General features: G+C 71.7%; 15 protein-coding genes. 11 read left to right on the forward strand and 4 right to left on the reverse strand.

What is annotated here, in order from left to right; all coding sequences use genetic code 11:
* Window position 1 precedes the first annotated feature (1 nt).
* From EDC50_RS01285 to EDC50_RS01300, 4 genes are all read left to right on the forward strand, one after another.
* Window positions 2-1,261: a cytochrome b gene (locus EDC50_RS01285; RefSeq protein ID WP_123768671.1), complete on the forward strand. Its 1,260-nt coding sequence runs from the start codon at window positions 2-4 to the stop codon at window positions 1,259-1,261.
* Window positions 1,254-2,018, forward strand: coding sequence for a cytochrome c1 (locus EDC50_RS01290; protein WP_123768672.1), 765 nt, complete (start codon window positions 1,254-1,256; stop codon window positions 2,016-2,018). The genes EDC50_RS01285 and EDC50_RS01290 overlap by 8 nt, the downstream gene beginning before the upstream one ends.
* A 142-nt stretch (window positions 2,019-2,160) precedes the next feature.
* Entirely contained in the window at window positions 2,161-2,796 is a 636-nt protein-coding gene (locus EDC50_RS01295; protein WP_123769592.1) for a glutathione S-transferase N-terminal domain-containing protein, read from the forward strand.
* 376 nt (window positions 2,797-3,172) lie between these two features.
* Window positions 3,173-3,661, forward strand: coding sequence for a ClpXP protease specificity-enhancing factor (locus tag EDC50_RS01300; RefSeq protein ID WP_123768673.1), 489 nt, complete (start codon window positions 3,173-3,175; stop codon window positions 3,659-3,661).
* 301 nt (window positions 3,662-3,962) lie between these two features.
* On the opposite strand, the gene EDC50_RS01305 is transcribed toward EDC50_RS01300, so the two are convergent.
* Complete coding sequence (locus EDC50_RS01305) at window positions 3,963-4,286, reverse strand: DUF3301 domain-containing protein (RefSeq protein ID WP_123768674.1); 324 nt, start codon at window positions 4,284-4,286, stop codon at window positions 3,963-3,965.
* 94 nt (window positions 4,287-4,380) lie between these two features.
* Here EDC50_RS01305 and EDC50_RS01310 point away from each other — a divergent pair, with 94 nt between their 5' ends.
* Window positions 4,381-5,166 (forward strand): FHA domain-containing protein, encoded by a 786-nt coding sequence (locus EDC50_RS01310; RefSeq protein WP_158635648.1) that lies wholly within the window; start codon window positions 4,381-4,383, stop codon window positions 5,164-5,166.
* Between the two features lie 202 nt (window positions 5,167-5,368).
* On the opposite strand, the gene nadC is transcribed toward EDC50_RS01310, so the two are convergent.
* The gene (gene nadC / locus EDC50_RS01315) at window positions 5,369-6,262 is read right to left on the reverse strand and encodes a carboxylating nicotinate-nucleotide diphosphorylase (protein ID WP_123768676.1); all 894 of its coding nucleotides are present in this window, start codon (window positions 6,260-6,262) and stop codon (window positions 5,369-5,371) included.
* Window positions 6,259-6,528, reverse strand: a complete 270-nt coding sequence (locus EDC50_RS01320; protein WP_123768677.1) for a Trm112 family protein — start codon at window positions 6,526-6,528, stop codon at window positions 6,259-6,261. Before EDC50_RS01320 ends, nadC begins: the two co-directional genes overlap by 4 nt.
* Window positions 6,529-6,605: 77 nt before the next feature.
* On the opposite strand from EDC50_RS01320, the gene purE reads away from it, so the two are divergent.
* The 3 genes from purE to EDC50_RS01335 are packed head-to-tail and all read left to right on the forward strand — an operon-like array spanning window position 6,606 to window position 8,997.
* The gene (gene purE / locus EDC50_RS01325; RefSeq protein WP_123769593.1) at window positions 6,606-7,109 is read left to right on the forward strand and encodes a 5-(carboxyamino)imidazole ribonucleotide mutase; all 504 of its coding nucleotides are present in this window, start codon (window positions 6,606-6,608) and stop codon (window positions 7,107-7,109) included.
* The gene (locus EDC50_RS01330) at window positions 7,106-8,248 is read left to right on the forward strand and encodes a 5-(carboxyamino)imidazole ribonucleotide synthase (protein ID WP_123768678.1); all 1,143 of its coding nucleotides are present in this window, start codon (window positions 7,106-7,108) and stop codon (window positions 8,246-8,248) included. Before purE ends, EDC50_RS01330 begins: the two co-directional genes overlap by 4 nt.
* Window positions 8,245-8,997, forward strand: a complete 753-nt coding sequence (locus tag EDC50_RS01335; RefSeq protein WP_123768679.1) for a class I SAM-dependent methyltransferase — start codon at window positions 8,245-8,247, stop codon at window positions 8,995-8,997. The genes EDC50_RS01330 and EDC50_RS01335 overlap by 4 nt, the downstream gene beginning before the upstream one ends.
* Before the next feature lie 79 nt (window positions 8,998-9,076).
* Here the strand turns inward: EDC50_RS01335 and EDC50_RS01340 are convergent, their stop codons facing one another.
* Window positions 9,077-9,655: a superoxide dismutase gene (locus tag EDC50_RS01340; RefSeq protein WP_123768680.1), complete on the reverse strand. Its 579-nt coding sequence runs from the start codon at window positions 9,653-9,655 to the stop codon at window positions 9,077-9,079.
* 165 nt (window positions 9,656-9,820) lie between these two features.
* On the opposite strand from EDC50_RS01340, the gene grxD reads away from it, so the two are divergent.
* From grxD to EDC50_RS01355, 3 genes are all read left to right on the forward strand, one after another.
* The gene (grxD, locus tag EDC50_RS01345; protein ID WP_123768681.1) at window positions 9,821-10,141 is read left to right on the forward strand and encodes a Grx4 family monothiol glutaredoxin; all 321 of its coding nucleotides are present in this window, start codon (window positions 9,821-9,823) and stop codon (window positions 10,139-10,141) included.
* Window positions 10,138-10,872 (forward strand): SDR family NAD(P)-dependent oxidoreductase, encoded by a 735-nt coding sequence (locus EDC50_RS01350; RefSeq protein ID WP_123768682.1) that lies wholly within the window; start codon window positions 10,138-10,140, stop codon window positions 10,870-10,872. The genes grxD and EDC50_RS01350 overlap by 4 nt, the downstream gene beginning before the upstream one ends.
* Before the next feature lie 129 nt (window positions 10,873-11,001).
* Complete coding sequence (locus EDC50_RS01355) at window positions 11,002-11,598, forward strand: YhgN family NAAT transporter (RefSeq protein ID WP_123768683.1); 597 nt, start codon at window positions 11,002-11,004, stop codon at window positions 11,596-11,598.
* The last annotated feature ends 158 nt before the right edge of the window (window positions 11,599-11,756 follow it).

Raw genomic sequence — 11,756 nt, forward strand, 5'->3', positions numbered from 1 at the left:
CATGGCGAACATCTTCACCCGCGCCGCCACCGGCGTAATGGATTGGGTCAACGAGCGCGCGCCCGGCCTGATGCCGGTGTACCGCAAGCACATGAGCGAGTACTACGCGCCGAAGAACTTCAACGTCTGGTACTACTTCGGCTCGCTCGCCCTGCTGGTGCTGGTCAACCAGATCCTGACCGGCATCTTCCTGACGATGCACTTCAAGCCGTCCGCGGCGGAGGCGTTCTCGTCGGTCGAATACATCATGCGCGACGTGGAGTGGGGCTGGCTGATCCGCTACATGCATTCCACCGGCGCGTCGATGTTCTTCATCGTCGTCTACCTGCACATGTTCCGCGGCCTGATGTACGGCTCGTACCAGAAGCCGCGCGAGCTGGTGTGGATCCTCGGCATGCTGATCTACCTGGTGCTGATGGCCGAGGCCTTCATGGGCTACGTGCTGCCGTGGGGCCAGATGTCGTTCTGGGGCGCCAAGGTGATCATCTCGCTGTTCGGCGCGATCCCGGTGATCGGCAACGGCCTGACCGAGTGGATCATGGGCGACTACCTGCCCGGCGACGCCACCCTCAACCGCTTCTTCGCCCTGCACGTGATCGCGCTGCCGCTGGTGCTGCTGCTGCTGGTCGTGCTGCACCTGGGCGCGCTGCACGAGGTCGGCTCCAACAACCCGGACGGCGTCGAGATCAAGAAGGGCCCGAAGGGCAACCGCTGGAACCCGGCCAAGCCGGCCGACGGCATCCCGTTCCACCCGTACTACACGGTCAAGGACCTGGTCGGCGTCGGCTTCTTCCTGATCCTGTTCGCGTTCGTGATCTTCTTCGCCCCGGCGTTCGGCGGCTGGTTCCTCGAGCACGACAACTTCACCGAGGCCAACCGCCTGGTGACGCCGGAGCACATCAAGCCGGTGTGGTACTACACCCCGTACTACGCGATGCTGCGCGTGGTGCCGAACAAGCTCGGCGGCGTGATCGTGATGTTCTCGGCGATCCTGATCCTGTTCTTCGTCCCCTGGCTGGACAAGTGCAAGGTCAAGTCGGTCCGCTACCGCGGCTGGATCTCGAAGGTGATGCTGGCGATCCTGGCGGTCAGCTTCGTCTGGCTCGGCAAGATCGGCGCCGGCCCGGGCACCGACATCGTCGAGACCTACATCGGCCGCGTGCTGACCTTCCTGTACTTCGCGTTCTTCATCACCATGCCGGTCTGGAGCAAGCTCGACAAGACCAAGCCGGTGCCGGAACGAGTGACGATGCATGATTGAGCTTGGGGAAAACCACGTCGTGAAGAAGCTCGCCACTTTCGCAGCCGGGTTGCTGATCTCCTTCGGCGCGCTCGCCGCCGAGGGCGGCCAGCTGCTGCAGGCCGGCACCGACCTCGGCGACCGCGCCTCGCTGCAGCGCGGCGCCAAGCTGTACATGAACTACTGCTCCGGCTGCCATTCGCTGAAGTACCTGCGCTATTCGCGCATGGCCGAGGACCTGGGCCTGACCGAGGAAGAGGTGATGAACAACCTCAACTTCACCGGCGCCAAGTTCGGCGAACAGATCCAGGTCAGCCTGCCCGCCGACCATGCCACCCAGTGGTTCGGCAAGATGCCGCCCGACCTCAGCCTGATCGCGCGCGTGCGCGGCAGCGACTGGATCTACACCTACCTGAAGTCGTTCTATCTCGACGAGTCGCGTCCGCTGGGCTGGAACAACAAGCTGTTCCCGAACGCGTCGATGCCGAACCCGCTGTGGGAACTGCAGGGCCTGCAGCACGCGGAATTCGGCGAGGTCGACAAGGCCACCGGCGAGCGCCCGGTGGTGGGCCTGAAGGTCACCCAGCCCGGCGCGCTCGACGGCGAGGCCTTCAACCAGGCCGTGCGCGACATCACCGCATTCCTCGAGTACGCCGGCGAACCCGCCGCGCTCAAGCGTCAGAGCCTGGGCGTGTGGGTGATTCTGTTCCTCGCGGCGTTCACGTTCCTCGCCTATCTGCTCAAGCTCGAGTACTGGCGCGACGTGGACAAGCACTGACGCCGGCACGCGGGGGCCGCGCACGAGGCGCGGGTCCCGCGGGCGCCGGTGACCAGGCGCGGCTTGGGGGCCGTGACGACCGCCCACACGGGGTGGACGGCGTCTTGCGACCGGCGGATTCCGGGCGCGGGAGAGCTCGATGATGGCGGCGAGTCCACGTATGCGTAATGCTCTGACGCTGTTTTCTTCTACCGACTGTGTCCTGTGCCACCGCGTGCGTCTGGTGCTCGCGGCCAAGGGCGTGACCTACGACCTGGTTCCGGTGGATCCGCAGAACCCGCCCGAGGACTTGGTCGATCTCAACCCGTACCACTCGGTGCCGACCCTGGTGGAGCGCGACCTGGTGCTGTACGCGGCCAGCGTGGTCAGCGAATACCTCGATGAGCGCTATCCGCACCCGCCGCTGATGCCGGTCGATCCGCTGTCGCGCGCGCGCCTGCGCCTGGCGATGCTGCGCCTGGAGCACGACTGGGTGCCGCAAGTGCAGGCGATCCAGCTCGGCAACAAGGCCCAGGCCGAAGCCGGGCGCAAGCGGCTGAAGGAACTGCTGACGGCATCGGTGCCGCTGTTCAAGGCCAGCAAGTTCTTCCTCAATCCGGAGATGAGCCTGGCCGACTGCGCGATGGCGCCGATCATTTGGCGCCTGGATGCGCTCGGCGTCGGCCTGCCCAAGGACGGCAAGGCGATCGAGGACTACGGCAACCGCATCTTCCGCAACCCGGGCTTCGCCCGCAGCCTGACCGAGCAGGAGCGCAAGCTGCGCGAACTGCCCCAGTAACGCGCAGGCCGGCGCGGTCCCGGCGCGACGGCCCGAGGCGACGCGCACGGCCGCCCCTCTCCCGTTTGCGGGAGAGAATGAAGACGGGCCCTTCGTCCGCACTCCCACGGACTCCACGTTCCGCTGGCGCGCGGACGCCCGCGGCGGTGGCGCATCCGGGCGACGAAGCGATCGTGGGCCTGCACACCCGGCGGCCCTGCGATCCCGCAGCCGGCGCACCCCGCGGTGGCGGCCCCGATCGCGTCCCGCCCAGGCGCCTCGCCTGTTCGCCCACGCTGTCCTGTCCGCCCGCGCGCATCCGATGAAAGAGCCGTCCCGCTGCGCCCGCGTGCCCGCATTCGCGTTGCGTCCGCAGGCGGATTGATACACTGCACACATGAGCGAAGACAGCCCGCAGATGACCAGCCACCGCCCGTATCTGCTGCGGGCGCTGTACGAGTGGATCGTCGACAATGGCATGACCCCGCATCTGCTGGTGGACGCGACCCGCGCCGGGGTGCAGGTGCCGACGCACGCGGTCAAGGACGGCAAGGTCGTGCTCAACGTCGCCGAGCGCGCCGTGTCGCGGCTGGAGATGGACAACGACGCGATCCGCTTCAGCGCGCGCTTCGGCGGCGTCAGCCATCCGGTTTCGGTGCCGGTGCCGGCGGTACTGGCGATCTACGCGCGCGAGACGGGGCAGGGCATGTTCTTCCCTGAGGAAGCGGGCGAGGAGGGGGCGGAGGCGTCGGAGCAGAACGAGCGCGACGACGCCACGCCGCCGACCCTGAGCGCGGTGCCGAGCGAGCCCTCGCCGGACGGCGACGGCGACGGCCCGAGCGCGCCTTCGCCGCGGCGCGGCGGGCACCTGCGCGTGGTCAAGTGATCCGCAGGGCGCGCCCCGCCTGAGGCCACGTCGAGAGGCCCCCGGGTACCGCCATCGTCCGCCGCTGCGCGTTCGCGTTGCGTCGTCCGCGTAGCGAGCTTGCTTCCGCGCGCGCCGTCGCCCGGTCGCGCCGGCTGCGCGGCTTCGAGGAATGCCGGCACGAGCCCGCGGGCGGTCGCGGCGCATGCATCATCCGACGGCGCCCGCTTTGAAAGCCGCAGTGCCAGGCTCCGGCGGTCCGGCGAGTCGGAGAGGGCGCAAGTGCCGGGCGGCGCCGGGAGCCGCGATGGGCGCGGAAGCTTCAGTGCAGCGGCGTGGGCTCGCGCGCCACCGGCCCGCTGAACGCGACCAGCCGGTCGCCGCGCAGCACCAGCCGGCCGACGTGGCGGTCCTGGCCGTCCATCGAATAGTCGAAGCGGAACGTGCGCTCGAAGCCGAGCCAACCGCTGTCGTGCCGGCACAGGCGGATCCCCACCGCGTGCACGCTCTGGTCGAGCCACTGCACGCCGGCGGCGCGGCAGGCGTCGCGCCCGACGGCTTCGGCGCGCTCGGCGGCAGCGCGGCCCGCGCTCCAGAATGCGAACGCCATCGCAGCCACGATCATCAGAATCAGTAAAGTCGGCATGCCATTAATGTGGCGCCGCGCCGCCGGGCGCGCAAGCGCGGCGGCAACGCCGCCGCGTCCATCGGGCATGCGCTTTCAGGGGGAGCGGGTCCGCGTGAAATTGGTGTTTCCGGGGGGCGAGCACCCGCAGGTCCTGCTCAGCCAGGGCGTCAACCGGATCGGTTCGGATCCGCAATCCACCATCGTGATCGACCGGCCCGGCGTGCGGCCGCAGCACTGCCGCCTGCACGTGACCGACCAGGGCGTGGTGCTGGAGGTGCCCTTCGACGCCGCCGTGGGCGTCAACGGGCAGCGCGTCGCCGGGCTGATCGCGCTGCGGCCCGGCGACCGCGTCGAGCTCGACGGGGTGCAGGCGCAATTGGCCTCGCTCGAATCCACGCCCGCGTTGCACCGAGGCTTCGCCAGCGGCGCGCTCGCGCCGGCCAACGACGACCCGGGCGTGACCGCGGTGCGGCCGGTGCTGCCCCGCTATGTGCTGCGCGGCGTGTCGCCGCAGGTCGCCGGGCGCAGCGAGCCGGTGTTCGGCATCGTCACGCTCGGCCGCGGCGCCGAATGCGCGCTGCGCTTCGACGCGCCGGGCCTGTCGCGGCTGCATGCCCGCCTGGTCCCCGGCGAGCACGGGCTGCAGGTCGAGGACCTGGGCTCGCGCAACGGCAGTTTCGTCAACGGCCAGCGGGTGGGGCGGCGGGAGGCCCGGATCGGCGACGAGCTGCGCTTCGGCGAACTGAGCTTCCGCCTGGTTTCCGCCGCCGCGCCGACCGAAGTCAGGGCCGAGCGCGCGGTCGGCGCGGCCCCGAGGCGCGCGCAGCCGGCGCCCTGGCCGTGGATCGCCGGCATCGCGGCGCTGGCGCTGCTGATCGCGACGATGCTGGCGCTCTGAGCCCGCGCCGCTCGGCCAGGGATTCGTGCGGCTGCGCCCCGGCTATGCGGCCGGCCCCTCGCGGCGTGCGGTGCATCGGCATGGCCGCTCGGCTGGACGCGCGGCTTCGCTCCGGTTGTTCCCCGTCATCGGGCGGGACAAGGGCGGATGCGCATCCGCGTGCGTCGGCGCAAAAACCGCGGCGAGAAAACCGGTCGCGGGTTCAGCGCGGCGCGTCGCCGGGCGGCGGCCCGAGCTTGAGCGACAGGTCGATCGCGCGCACGTGCTTGGTCAGGCCGCCGATCGAGATGCAGTCGACGCCGTCCTCGGCGATCGCGCGCACGCCGGCCAGGTCGACGCCGCCGGACACCTCGAGCGGAATGCGGCCCGAATACGGCGGGGCGTGGGCGACGCGCACCGCCTCGCGGCGGGTCGCCGCGTCGAAGTCGTCGATGAGGACGCGTTCGCAGCCCTCGTCCAGCGCTTCCTCGAGCTGCGCCAGGGTTTCGACTTCGACGATCAGCGGCAAGGCCGGGTGCATCGCGCGCGCGGCGCGGATCGCGGTGCGCAGCGATCCGGCGGCGCGGACGTGGTTTTCCTTCAGCATCACCGCGTCGAACAGGCCGATGCGGTGGTTGACGCCGCCGCCCACCCGCACCGCGTACTTCTGCGCCAAGCGCAGGCCGGGCAGGGTCTTGCGCGTGTCGAGGATCTTCGCGCCGGTGCCGCGCACGGCTTCGACGTAGGCGGCGGTGACGGTGGCGGTGCCCGACAGCGTCTGCAGGAAGTTGAGCGAGGCGCGCTCGGCGCCGACCAGGGCGCGGGCGCGGCCGCGCAGGGTGGCCAGCACCGTGCCCCTGGCGGCGCGCTCGCCTTCGCGCACGTGCCAGTCGATGCGGACCTGCGGGTCGAGCGCGCGGTGGCAGGCGTCGAACCACGGCCGGCCGCAGATCACCGCGTCTTCCTTGCACAGCAGGTAGGCGTCGTCGGCGACGTCGGGCAGCAGCATCGCGGTGACGTCGCCGCTGCCGAGGTCCTCGGCCAGGGCGCGGGCCACGTCGGCCTCGACCGCGGCATGCGGCGGCGCGAACGGGAGCGCGTCGGCCGCGCCGCTCATGCGCCGGGGAAGCCGTCGAGCTGCGCCGTGGCGATGGCCTCCTCGGCCAGCAGCACCGGGATGCCGTCGTCGACGCGGTAGACCGTCTTGCGGTCGCGGGTGACCAGCGCCTCGCGCACCGGATCGCCCTGCGGGCTGCCGTCGCCGCGACGCACCGCGCCGGCCGCGATCGCCCGGTTCAGGGCCTGCAGCCCGCGGTCGTCCAGCAGCTGCAGCGGCTGGCGGGTGACGGGGCAGACGAGCAGGTCGAGCAGCTTGCGGTCCATACGGTGCGGTGCCGGCGCGGCGGGAGAGGACGTTAGAATACGTCTTTGACCGGGGTCGACCAATGTCCGCAACCGCAATGCTCTCGCCCGACGCCGCTCCGCTGGTGGGCATCGTGATGGGCTCGCGCTCCGACTGGGAGACGATGCAGCACGCCGCCGCCCGGCTCGAGGCGCTGGGCGTGCCGCACGAGGTGCGGGTGGTATCGGCGCACCGCACGCCCGACCTGCTGTTCGCCTACGCCGAGCAGGCGCGCGGGCGCGGCCTGCGCGCGATCATCGCCGGCGCCGGCGGCGCCGCCCACCTGCCGGGCATGCTGGCCGCCAAGACCGCGGTGCCGGTGCTGGGCGTGCCGGTGCAGAGCAAGGCGCTGAACGGCCTGGATTCGCTGCTGTCGATCGTGCAGATGCCGGCCGGCGTGCCGGTCGCGACCTTCGCCATCGGCAACGCCGGCGCCGCGAACGCCGCCTTGTTCGCCGCGGCGTTGCTGGCGCCGGAACATCCGGCGATCGCCCGCGCGCTGGACGAATTCCGCACCCGCCAGACCGACGAGGTGCTGGCCAACGGCGATCCGCGCCAATGACCACGGTGGGCATTCTCGGCGGCGGGCAGCTGGCCCGCATGCTCGCGCTTTCCGGCGCGCCGCTCGGGCTGCGCTTCCTGGTGATGGACAACGTCGCCGACGCCTGCGCCGGCCAGTTCGCGCCGATGGTGGTCGGCGACTACCGCGACGAGGCGGCGCTGGCGGAGTTCGCCTCGCGCGTCGACGTGGCCACCTTCGATTTCGAGAACGTGCCGGCCGAGTCGGCGCAATGGCTGGCCGAGCGCGTGCCGGTGTTCCCGAACCCGCGCGCGCTGGCCACCGCGCAGGACCGCCTGGCCGAGAAGACGCTGTTCCGCGAGCTCGGCATCCCGGTGCCGCCGTTCGCCGCCGTCGAGACCCGCGAGGAGCTCGCCGCCGCGCTGGCCGCGATCGGCGCGCCCTGCATCCTCAAGACCCGTCGGCTCGGCTACGACGGCAAGGGCCAGTTCCGGATCAGGACGCCGGCCGACGCGGACGCGGCCTGGGAGGCGCTCGGTGCGCAGGCCGCCACGGTCGGGCTGATCCTGGAGGGCTTCGTCGCGTTCGAGCGCGAGCTGAGCGTGGTCGCCGCGCGAGGCCGCGACGGCGAATTCCGCCCGTGGCCGCTGACCGAGAACTGGCACGTCGACGGCGTGCTGTCCGTCAGCCTGGCGCCGGCCCGCGCCGACGCCGCGCTGGTCGAGCGCGCGTACGCGCACGCGCGGCGCCTGGCCGAGGCGCTGGACTACGTCGGCGTGTTCGCGCTCGAGCTGTTCTGCCGCGACGGCGAGCTGCTCGCCAACGAGTTGGCGCCGCGCGTGCACAACTCCGGCCACTGGACCATCGAAGGCAGCGAGACCAGCCAGTTCCAGAACCATCTGCGCGCGGTGCTCGGCCTGCCGCTGGGCGACACCCGCATGCTCGGCCGCGCCTGCATGCTCAACTGGATCGGCGCGATGCCGGACGCGGCGCCGGTGCTGGCCGAACCGGGCGGCCACTGGCACGACTACGGCAAGCCGCCGCGCGCCGGGCGCAAGGTCGGCCATGCGACGCTGCGCGCCGATTCGGCCGGGGCGCTCGCCGCCGCGCTGGAGCGCGTCGGCCGGGCGCTCGGCCGCGAGGCGCAAGTCGCCCCGGCGGTGTCGCGGCTGCGCGAATGACGCGCGAAGCCGCCCCGGCTGCGGCGCCGATCGACGTCGCCACCCGCGAGACCGCCGATTTCCTCGCCTCGTCGCTGCCGCCGGGCGCGCGCGTGCTGGAAGTCGGCTGCGGCGAAGGCCACGTCGCCGCCGAGCTGCAGCGGCGCGGCTTCGCGCCCATCGCGCTGGACGCCGACCCGGCCGCGGTCGCCGCCGCACGCGCGCTCGGCGCGGACGCGCGCACGGCGCGCTGGCCGGAGTGCGACGTCGACGCCGCCGATGCGGTCGCGTTCACCCGTTCGCTGCACCACCTGCCGTCGCTCGACGAAGCGCTGCTCGCGGCCCGCCGCCGCCTGCCTGCGGGCGCGCCGATCCTGGTCGAGGACTTCGCCCCGGAAGCGCTCGACGCGGCGACGCTCGGCTGGTTCGCCGCCCGCCTGCGTTCGCCGCGCGCGCAGGCGCTGCTCCGCCCGCGGCAGGGCGGCGTGGTCGCGAAGCTGCGGCGCGGCGATCCGTTCGCCGCCTGGCTCGAGGATCGCCGGCGCCATCGCGTCCACCCGCTCGCGGCCATGGCCGGGGCGATGGCGCGGCACACCGCCGGCCTGGCGGTGACGGCCGCACCGTACTTCTACCGCTACCTGATTCCGGCGCTGCCGGCCACGCCGGAAGCCGCGGCGTTCGTCGCCGACGAGCTGGAAGAGGAGCGGCGGCGGATCGCCGCGGGCGCGATCGTGCCGCTCGGGCGCCGCCTGGCCGGCCGCGTACGCTGAGCCTGCGGCAAAAGAAAACGGCCGGGATGGCCCCGGCCGTCCTCGGGCTGCGTCCGCCCCGCGCGGGACGGACGGGCCGTCACTTCATCTGCGAAGCGACGAAGTCCCAGTTGACCAGGTTCCAGAACGCCTCGACGTACTTGGCGCGGGCGTTGCGGTAGTCGATGTAGTAGGCGTGCTCCCACACGTCGCAGGTCAGCAGCGCCTTGTCCTCGCCGGTCAGCGGGGTGTTGGCGTTGGAGGTGCTGACCAGGGCGAGCGCGCCGTCCGGGCGCTGCACCAGCCAGGCCCAGCCGGAGCCGAAGGTCTTCAGCGCGACGTCGGTGAACTGCTTCTTGAACTCGTCGAAGCTGCCGAACGCCTTGGCGATGCCGTCGGCCAGCTTGCCGGCGGGCTCGCCGCCGCCCTTGGGCGACAGGCAGTTCCAGTAGAACGTGTGGTTCCAGACCTGCGCGGCGTTGTTGAACATGCCGCCCTGCGACTTGCGGATGATCTCCTCCAGCGGCATCGATTCGAACTCGGTGCCCTTGATCATGCCGTTGAGGTTGTCGACGTAGGTCTTGTGGTGCTTGCCGTGGTGGTAGTCGAGGGTCTCGGCGGAGATGTGCGGTTCCAGCGCGGTGCGGTCGTAGGGCAGGGGAGGCAGTTCGATGGCCATTGCGGGCTCCTGGGGCTGGCGAAGTGAAAGCCGCGGCGCTCCGGGACCGGACGCGCCCGCGGCGCTGGAAGGATTACAATGACGCATTGTAGCCCCACGTTCCGTTGTCGTGCCGTGGCCTCGTCGTCAACGGGCGCGCAACGCACCATCGCAGGAGAGTCGCCCATGTCCGTCATGGAACGGATCCAGGCCGAAGTCGAAAGCCACCCGATCGTCCTTTTCATGAAAGGGACGCCGCAGTTCCCGATGTGCGGCTTTTCCAGCCGCGCGGTGCAGGCGCTGAAGGCGGCCGGCGCGACCGAGCTGCACACGATCAACGTGCTCGAGGATCCGGAGATCCGCGCCAACCTGCCGCGCTATTCGAACTGGCCCACGTTCCCGCAGCTCTTCATCAACGGCGAGTTGATCGGCGGTTGCGACATTACGCTGGAGCTGTTCGAGTCCGGCGAACTGGCGCGGATGATCAGCGAGACCCAGCGCCAGTGAGCGCGGCGGAGGCCGGACAACCGGGCGCGCTCGCCGGCCGGGTGGTGCTGGTCGCCGGCGCGCACGGCGGCCTCGGCGCCGCCGCCGCGCAGGCCAGCGCGCGCGCCGGCGCGACCGTGGTCCTGCTCGGCCGCAAGGTGCCGAAGTTGAACCGCGTCTACGACGCCGTCGCCCAGGCCGGACCGGAGCCGCTGCTGTATCCGCTGGACCTGGAGGGCGCCTCGCCCGAGGACTACGCGGAGATGGCCGAGCGGATCGAGCGCGAGCTCGGCCGCCTCGACGGCGTGCTGCACTGCGCCGCCGATTTCCCCGGGCTGACGCCGCTGGCGCGCACCGACCCGGCGGCGTTCGCGCGCGCGATCCACGTCAACCTGACCGCCCCCTGGTGGCTGTCGCAGGCCTGCCTGCCGTTGCTGGGCCGGGCCGGGGACGCGGCGCTGGTGTTCGTCCTCGACGATCCGGCGCGGGTCGGGCAGGCCTACTGGGGCGGTTACGGCGTGGCCAAGCACGGCCTCGCCGGGCTGGTCGGCATCCTCCACGAGGAACTCCGCAACGGCCCGGTGCGCGTCGCCGGGCTGCAGCCCGGTCCGATGCGCACCGCGTTGCGGGCGCGCGCGTACGTCGAGGACGCCGACCGCGCCGCGCGCGACCCGGCCGACTACGCCGAAGCCTGCGTGACCCTGCTGTCGCCCGCCGGCGCCGCCCACCGCGGGCGGATCTGGGCGCCCTGAATTACCCTTGGCCGCGCGCGGGTGGCGGGCCCTCTCGCCGCCCGGCGCGCCGTACCGCCTTCGACCGTCCCGCGTGCGGGCGGAGGCGTTCCTCTCCGTCCGCTGGCGAACACCGGCCACGAGTCCCGCATGACCATCGCCTCCGCCGCCCTGCTGCTGTTCCTGATCCTCGACCCGCTCGGCAACGTGCCGGTGTTCCTGAGCCTGCTGCGCGGCCTGCCGCCGCAGCGGCAGCGGATCGTGCTGGCGCGCGAGCTGCTGATCGCCCTGGCCGTGCTGATGCTGTTCCTGTGGGGCGGCAAGTACGCGCTGGAACTGATGCATCTGCGCCAGGAGTCGGTCTCCATCGCCGGCGGCATCGTCCTGTTCCTGATCGGCATCCGCATGATCTTCCCGCCGCCGGAAGGGCTGATGGGCGAGATCCCCGACGGCGAGCCGTTCATCGTGCCGATGGCGATCCCGCTGGTTGCCGGGCCGTCCGGGATGGCCGCGGTGATGCTGATGGGCAGCAACGACCCGGACCGGCTGGGCGACTGGAGCCTGGCCCTGCTGATCGCCTGGGGCGCCACCGCGGCGATCCTGTTCTCCGCCACCCTGCTGTACAAGCTGCTCGGGCGCCGCGCCCTGACCGCGATCGAGCGGCTGATGGGCATGCTGCTGGTGGCCATCTCGGTGCAGATGTTCCTCGACGGGCTGGGCACCTACCTGCAGATCGCGCCGCCTTGACCCTTCTTGGCGGCTCGCGCGGGCAGCGCCCGCGTTTTTGACCGCGGTCACGGCCCTGTCATACAGCCCCTCTAGCCTGTTAAACTGCTGTTAACCCGTCGGGGCCGCCCTGCCGGGTCGGGGCTCACATCACGGTATTCGACTATCCGCACCGGCGC

The sequence above is a fragment of the Vulcaniibacterium tengchongense genome, from assembly GCF_003814555.1.
In the GTDB taxonomy this organism is placed as follows: domain Bacteria; phylum Pseudomonadota; class Gammaproteobacteria; order Xanthomonadales; family Xanthomonadaceae; genus Vulcaniibacterium; species Vulcaniibacterium tengchongense.

Bases quoted from the DNA above. Each gene is read 5' to 3' on its own strand.
- EDC50_RS01300 (WP_123768673.1), top strand. From the start codon at position 3,173: ATGAGCGAAGACAGCCCGCAGATGACCAGCCACCGCCCGTATCTGCTG.
- EDC50_RS01285 (WP_123768671.1), top strand. From the start codon at position 2: ATGGCGAACATCTTCACCCGCGCCGCCACCGGCGTAATGGATTGGGTC.
- nadC (WP_123768676.1), bottom strand. From the start codon at position 6,262: ATGAGCGGCGCGGCCGACGCGCTCCCGTTCGCGCCGCCGCATGCCGCG.
- EDC50_RS01290 (WP_123768672.1), top strand. From the start codon at position 1,254: ATGATTGAGCTTGGGGAAAACCACGTCGTGAAGAAGCTCGCCACTTTC.
- grxD (WP_123768681.1), top strand. From the start codon at position 9,821: ATGTCCGTCATGGAACGGATCCAGGCCGAAGTCGAAAGCCACCCGATC.
- EDC50_RS01295 (WP_123769592.1), top strand. From the start codon at position 2,161: ATGGCGGCGAGTCCACGTATGCGTAATGCTCTGACGCTGTTTTCTTCT.
- purE (WP_123769593.1), top strand. From the start codon at position 6,606: ATGCTCTCGCCCGACGCCGCTCCGCTGGTGGGCATCGTGATGGGCTCG.
- EDC50_RS01305 (WP_123768674.1), bottom strand. From the start codon at position 4,286: ATGCCGACTTTACTGATTCTGATGATCGTGGCTGCGATGGCGTTCGCA.
- EDC50_RS01355 (WP_123768683.1), top strand. From the start codon at position 11,002: ATGACCATCGCCTCCGCCGCCCTGCTGCTGTTCCTGATCCTCGACCCG.
- EDC50_RS01330 (WP_123768678.1), top strand. From the start codon at position 7,106: ATGACCACGGTGGGCATTCTCGGCGGCGGGCAGCTGGCCCGCATGCTC.
- EDC50_RS01335 (WP_123768679.1), top strand. From the start codon at position 8,245: ATGACGCGCGAAGCCGCCCCGGCTGCGGCGCCGATCGACGTCGCCACC.
- EDC50_RS01320 (WP_123768677.1), bottom strand. From the start codon at position 6,528: ATGGACCGCAAGCTGCTCGACCTGCTCGTCTGCCCCGTCACCCGCCAG.
- EDC50_RS01340 (WP_123768680.1), bottom strand. From the start codon at position 9,655: ATGGCCATCGAACTGCCTCCCCTGCCCTACGACCGCACCGCGCTGGAA.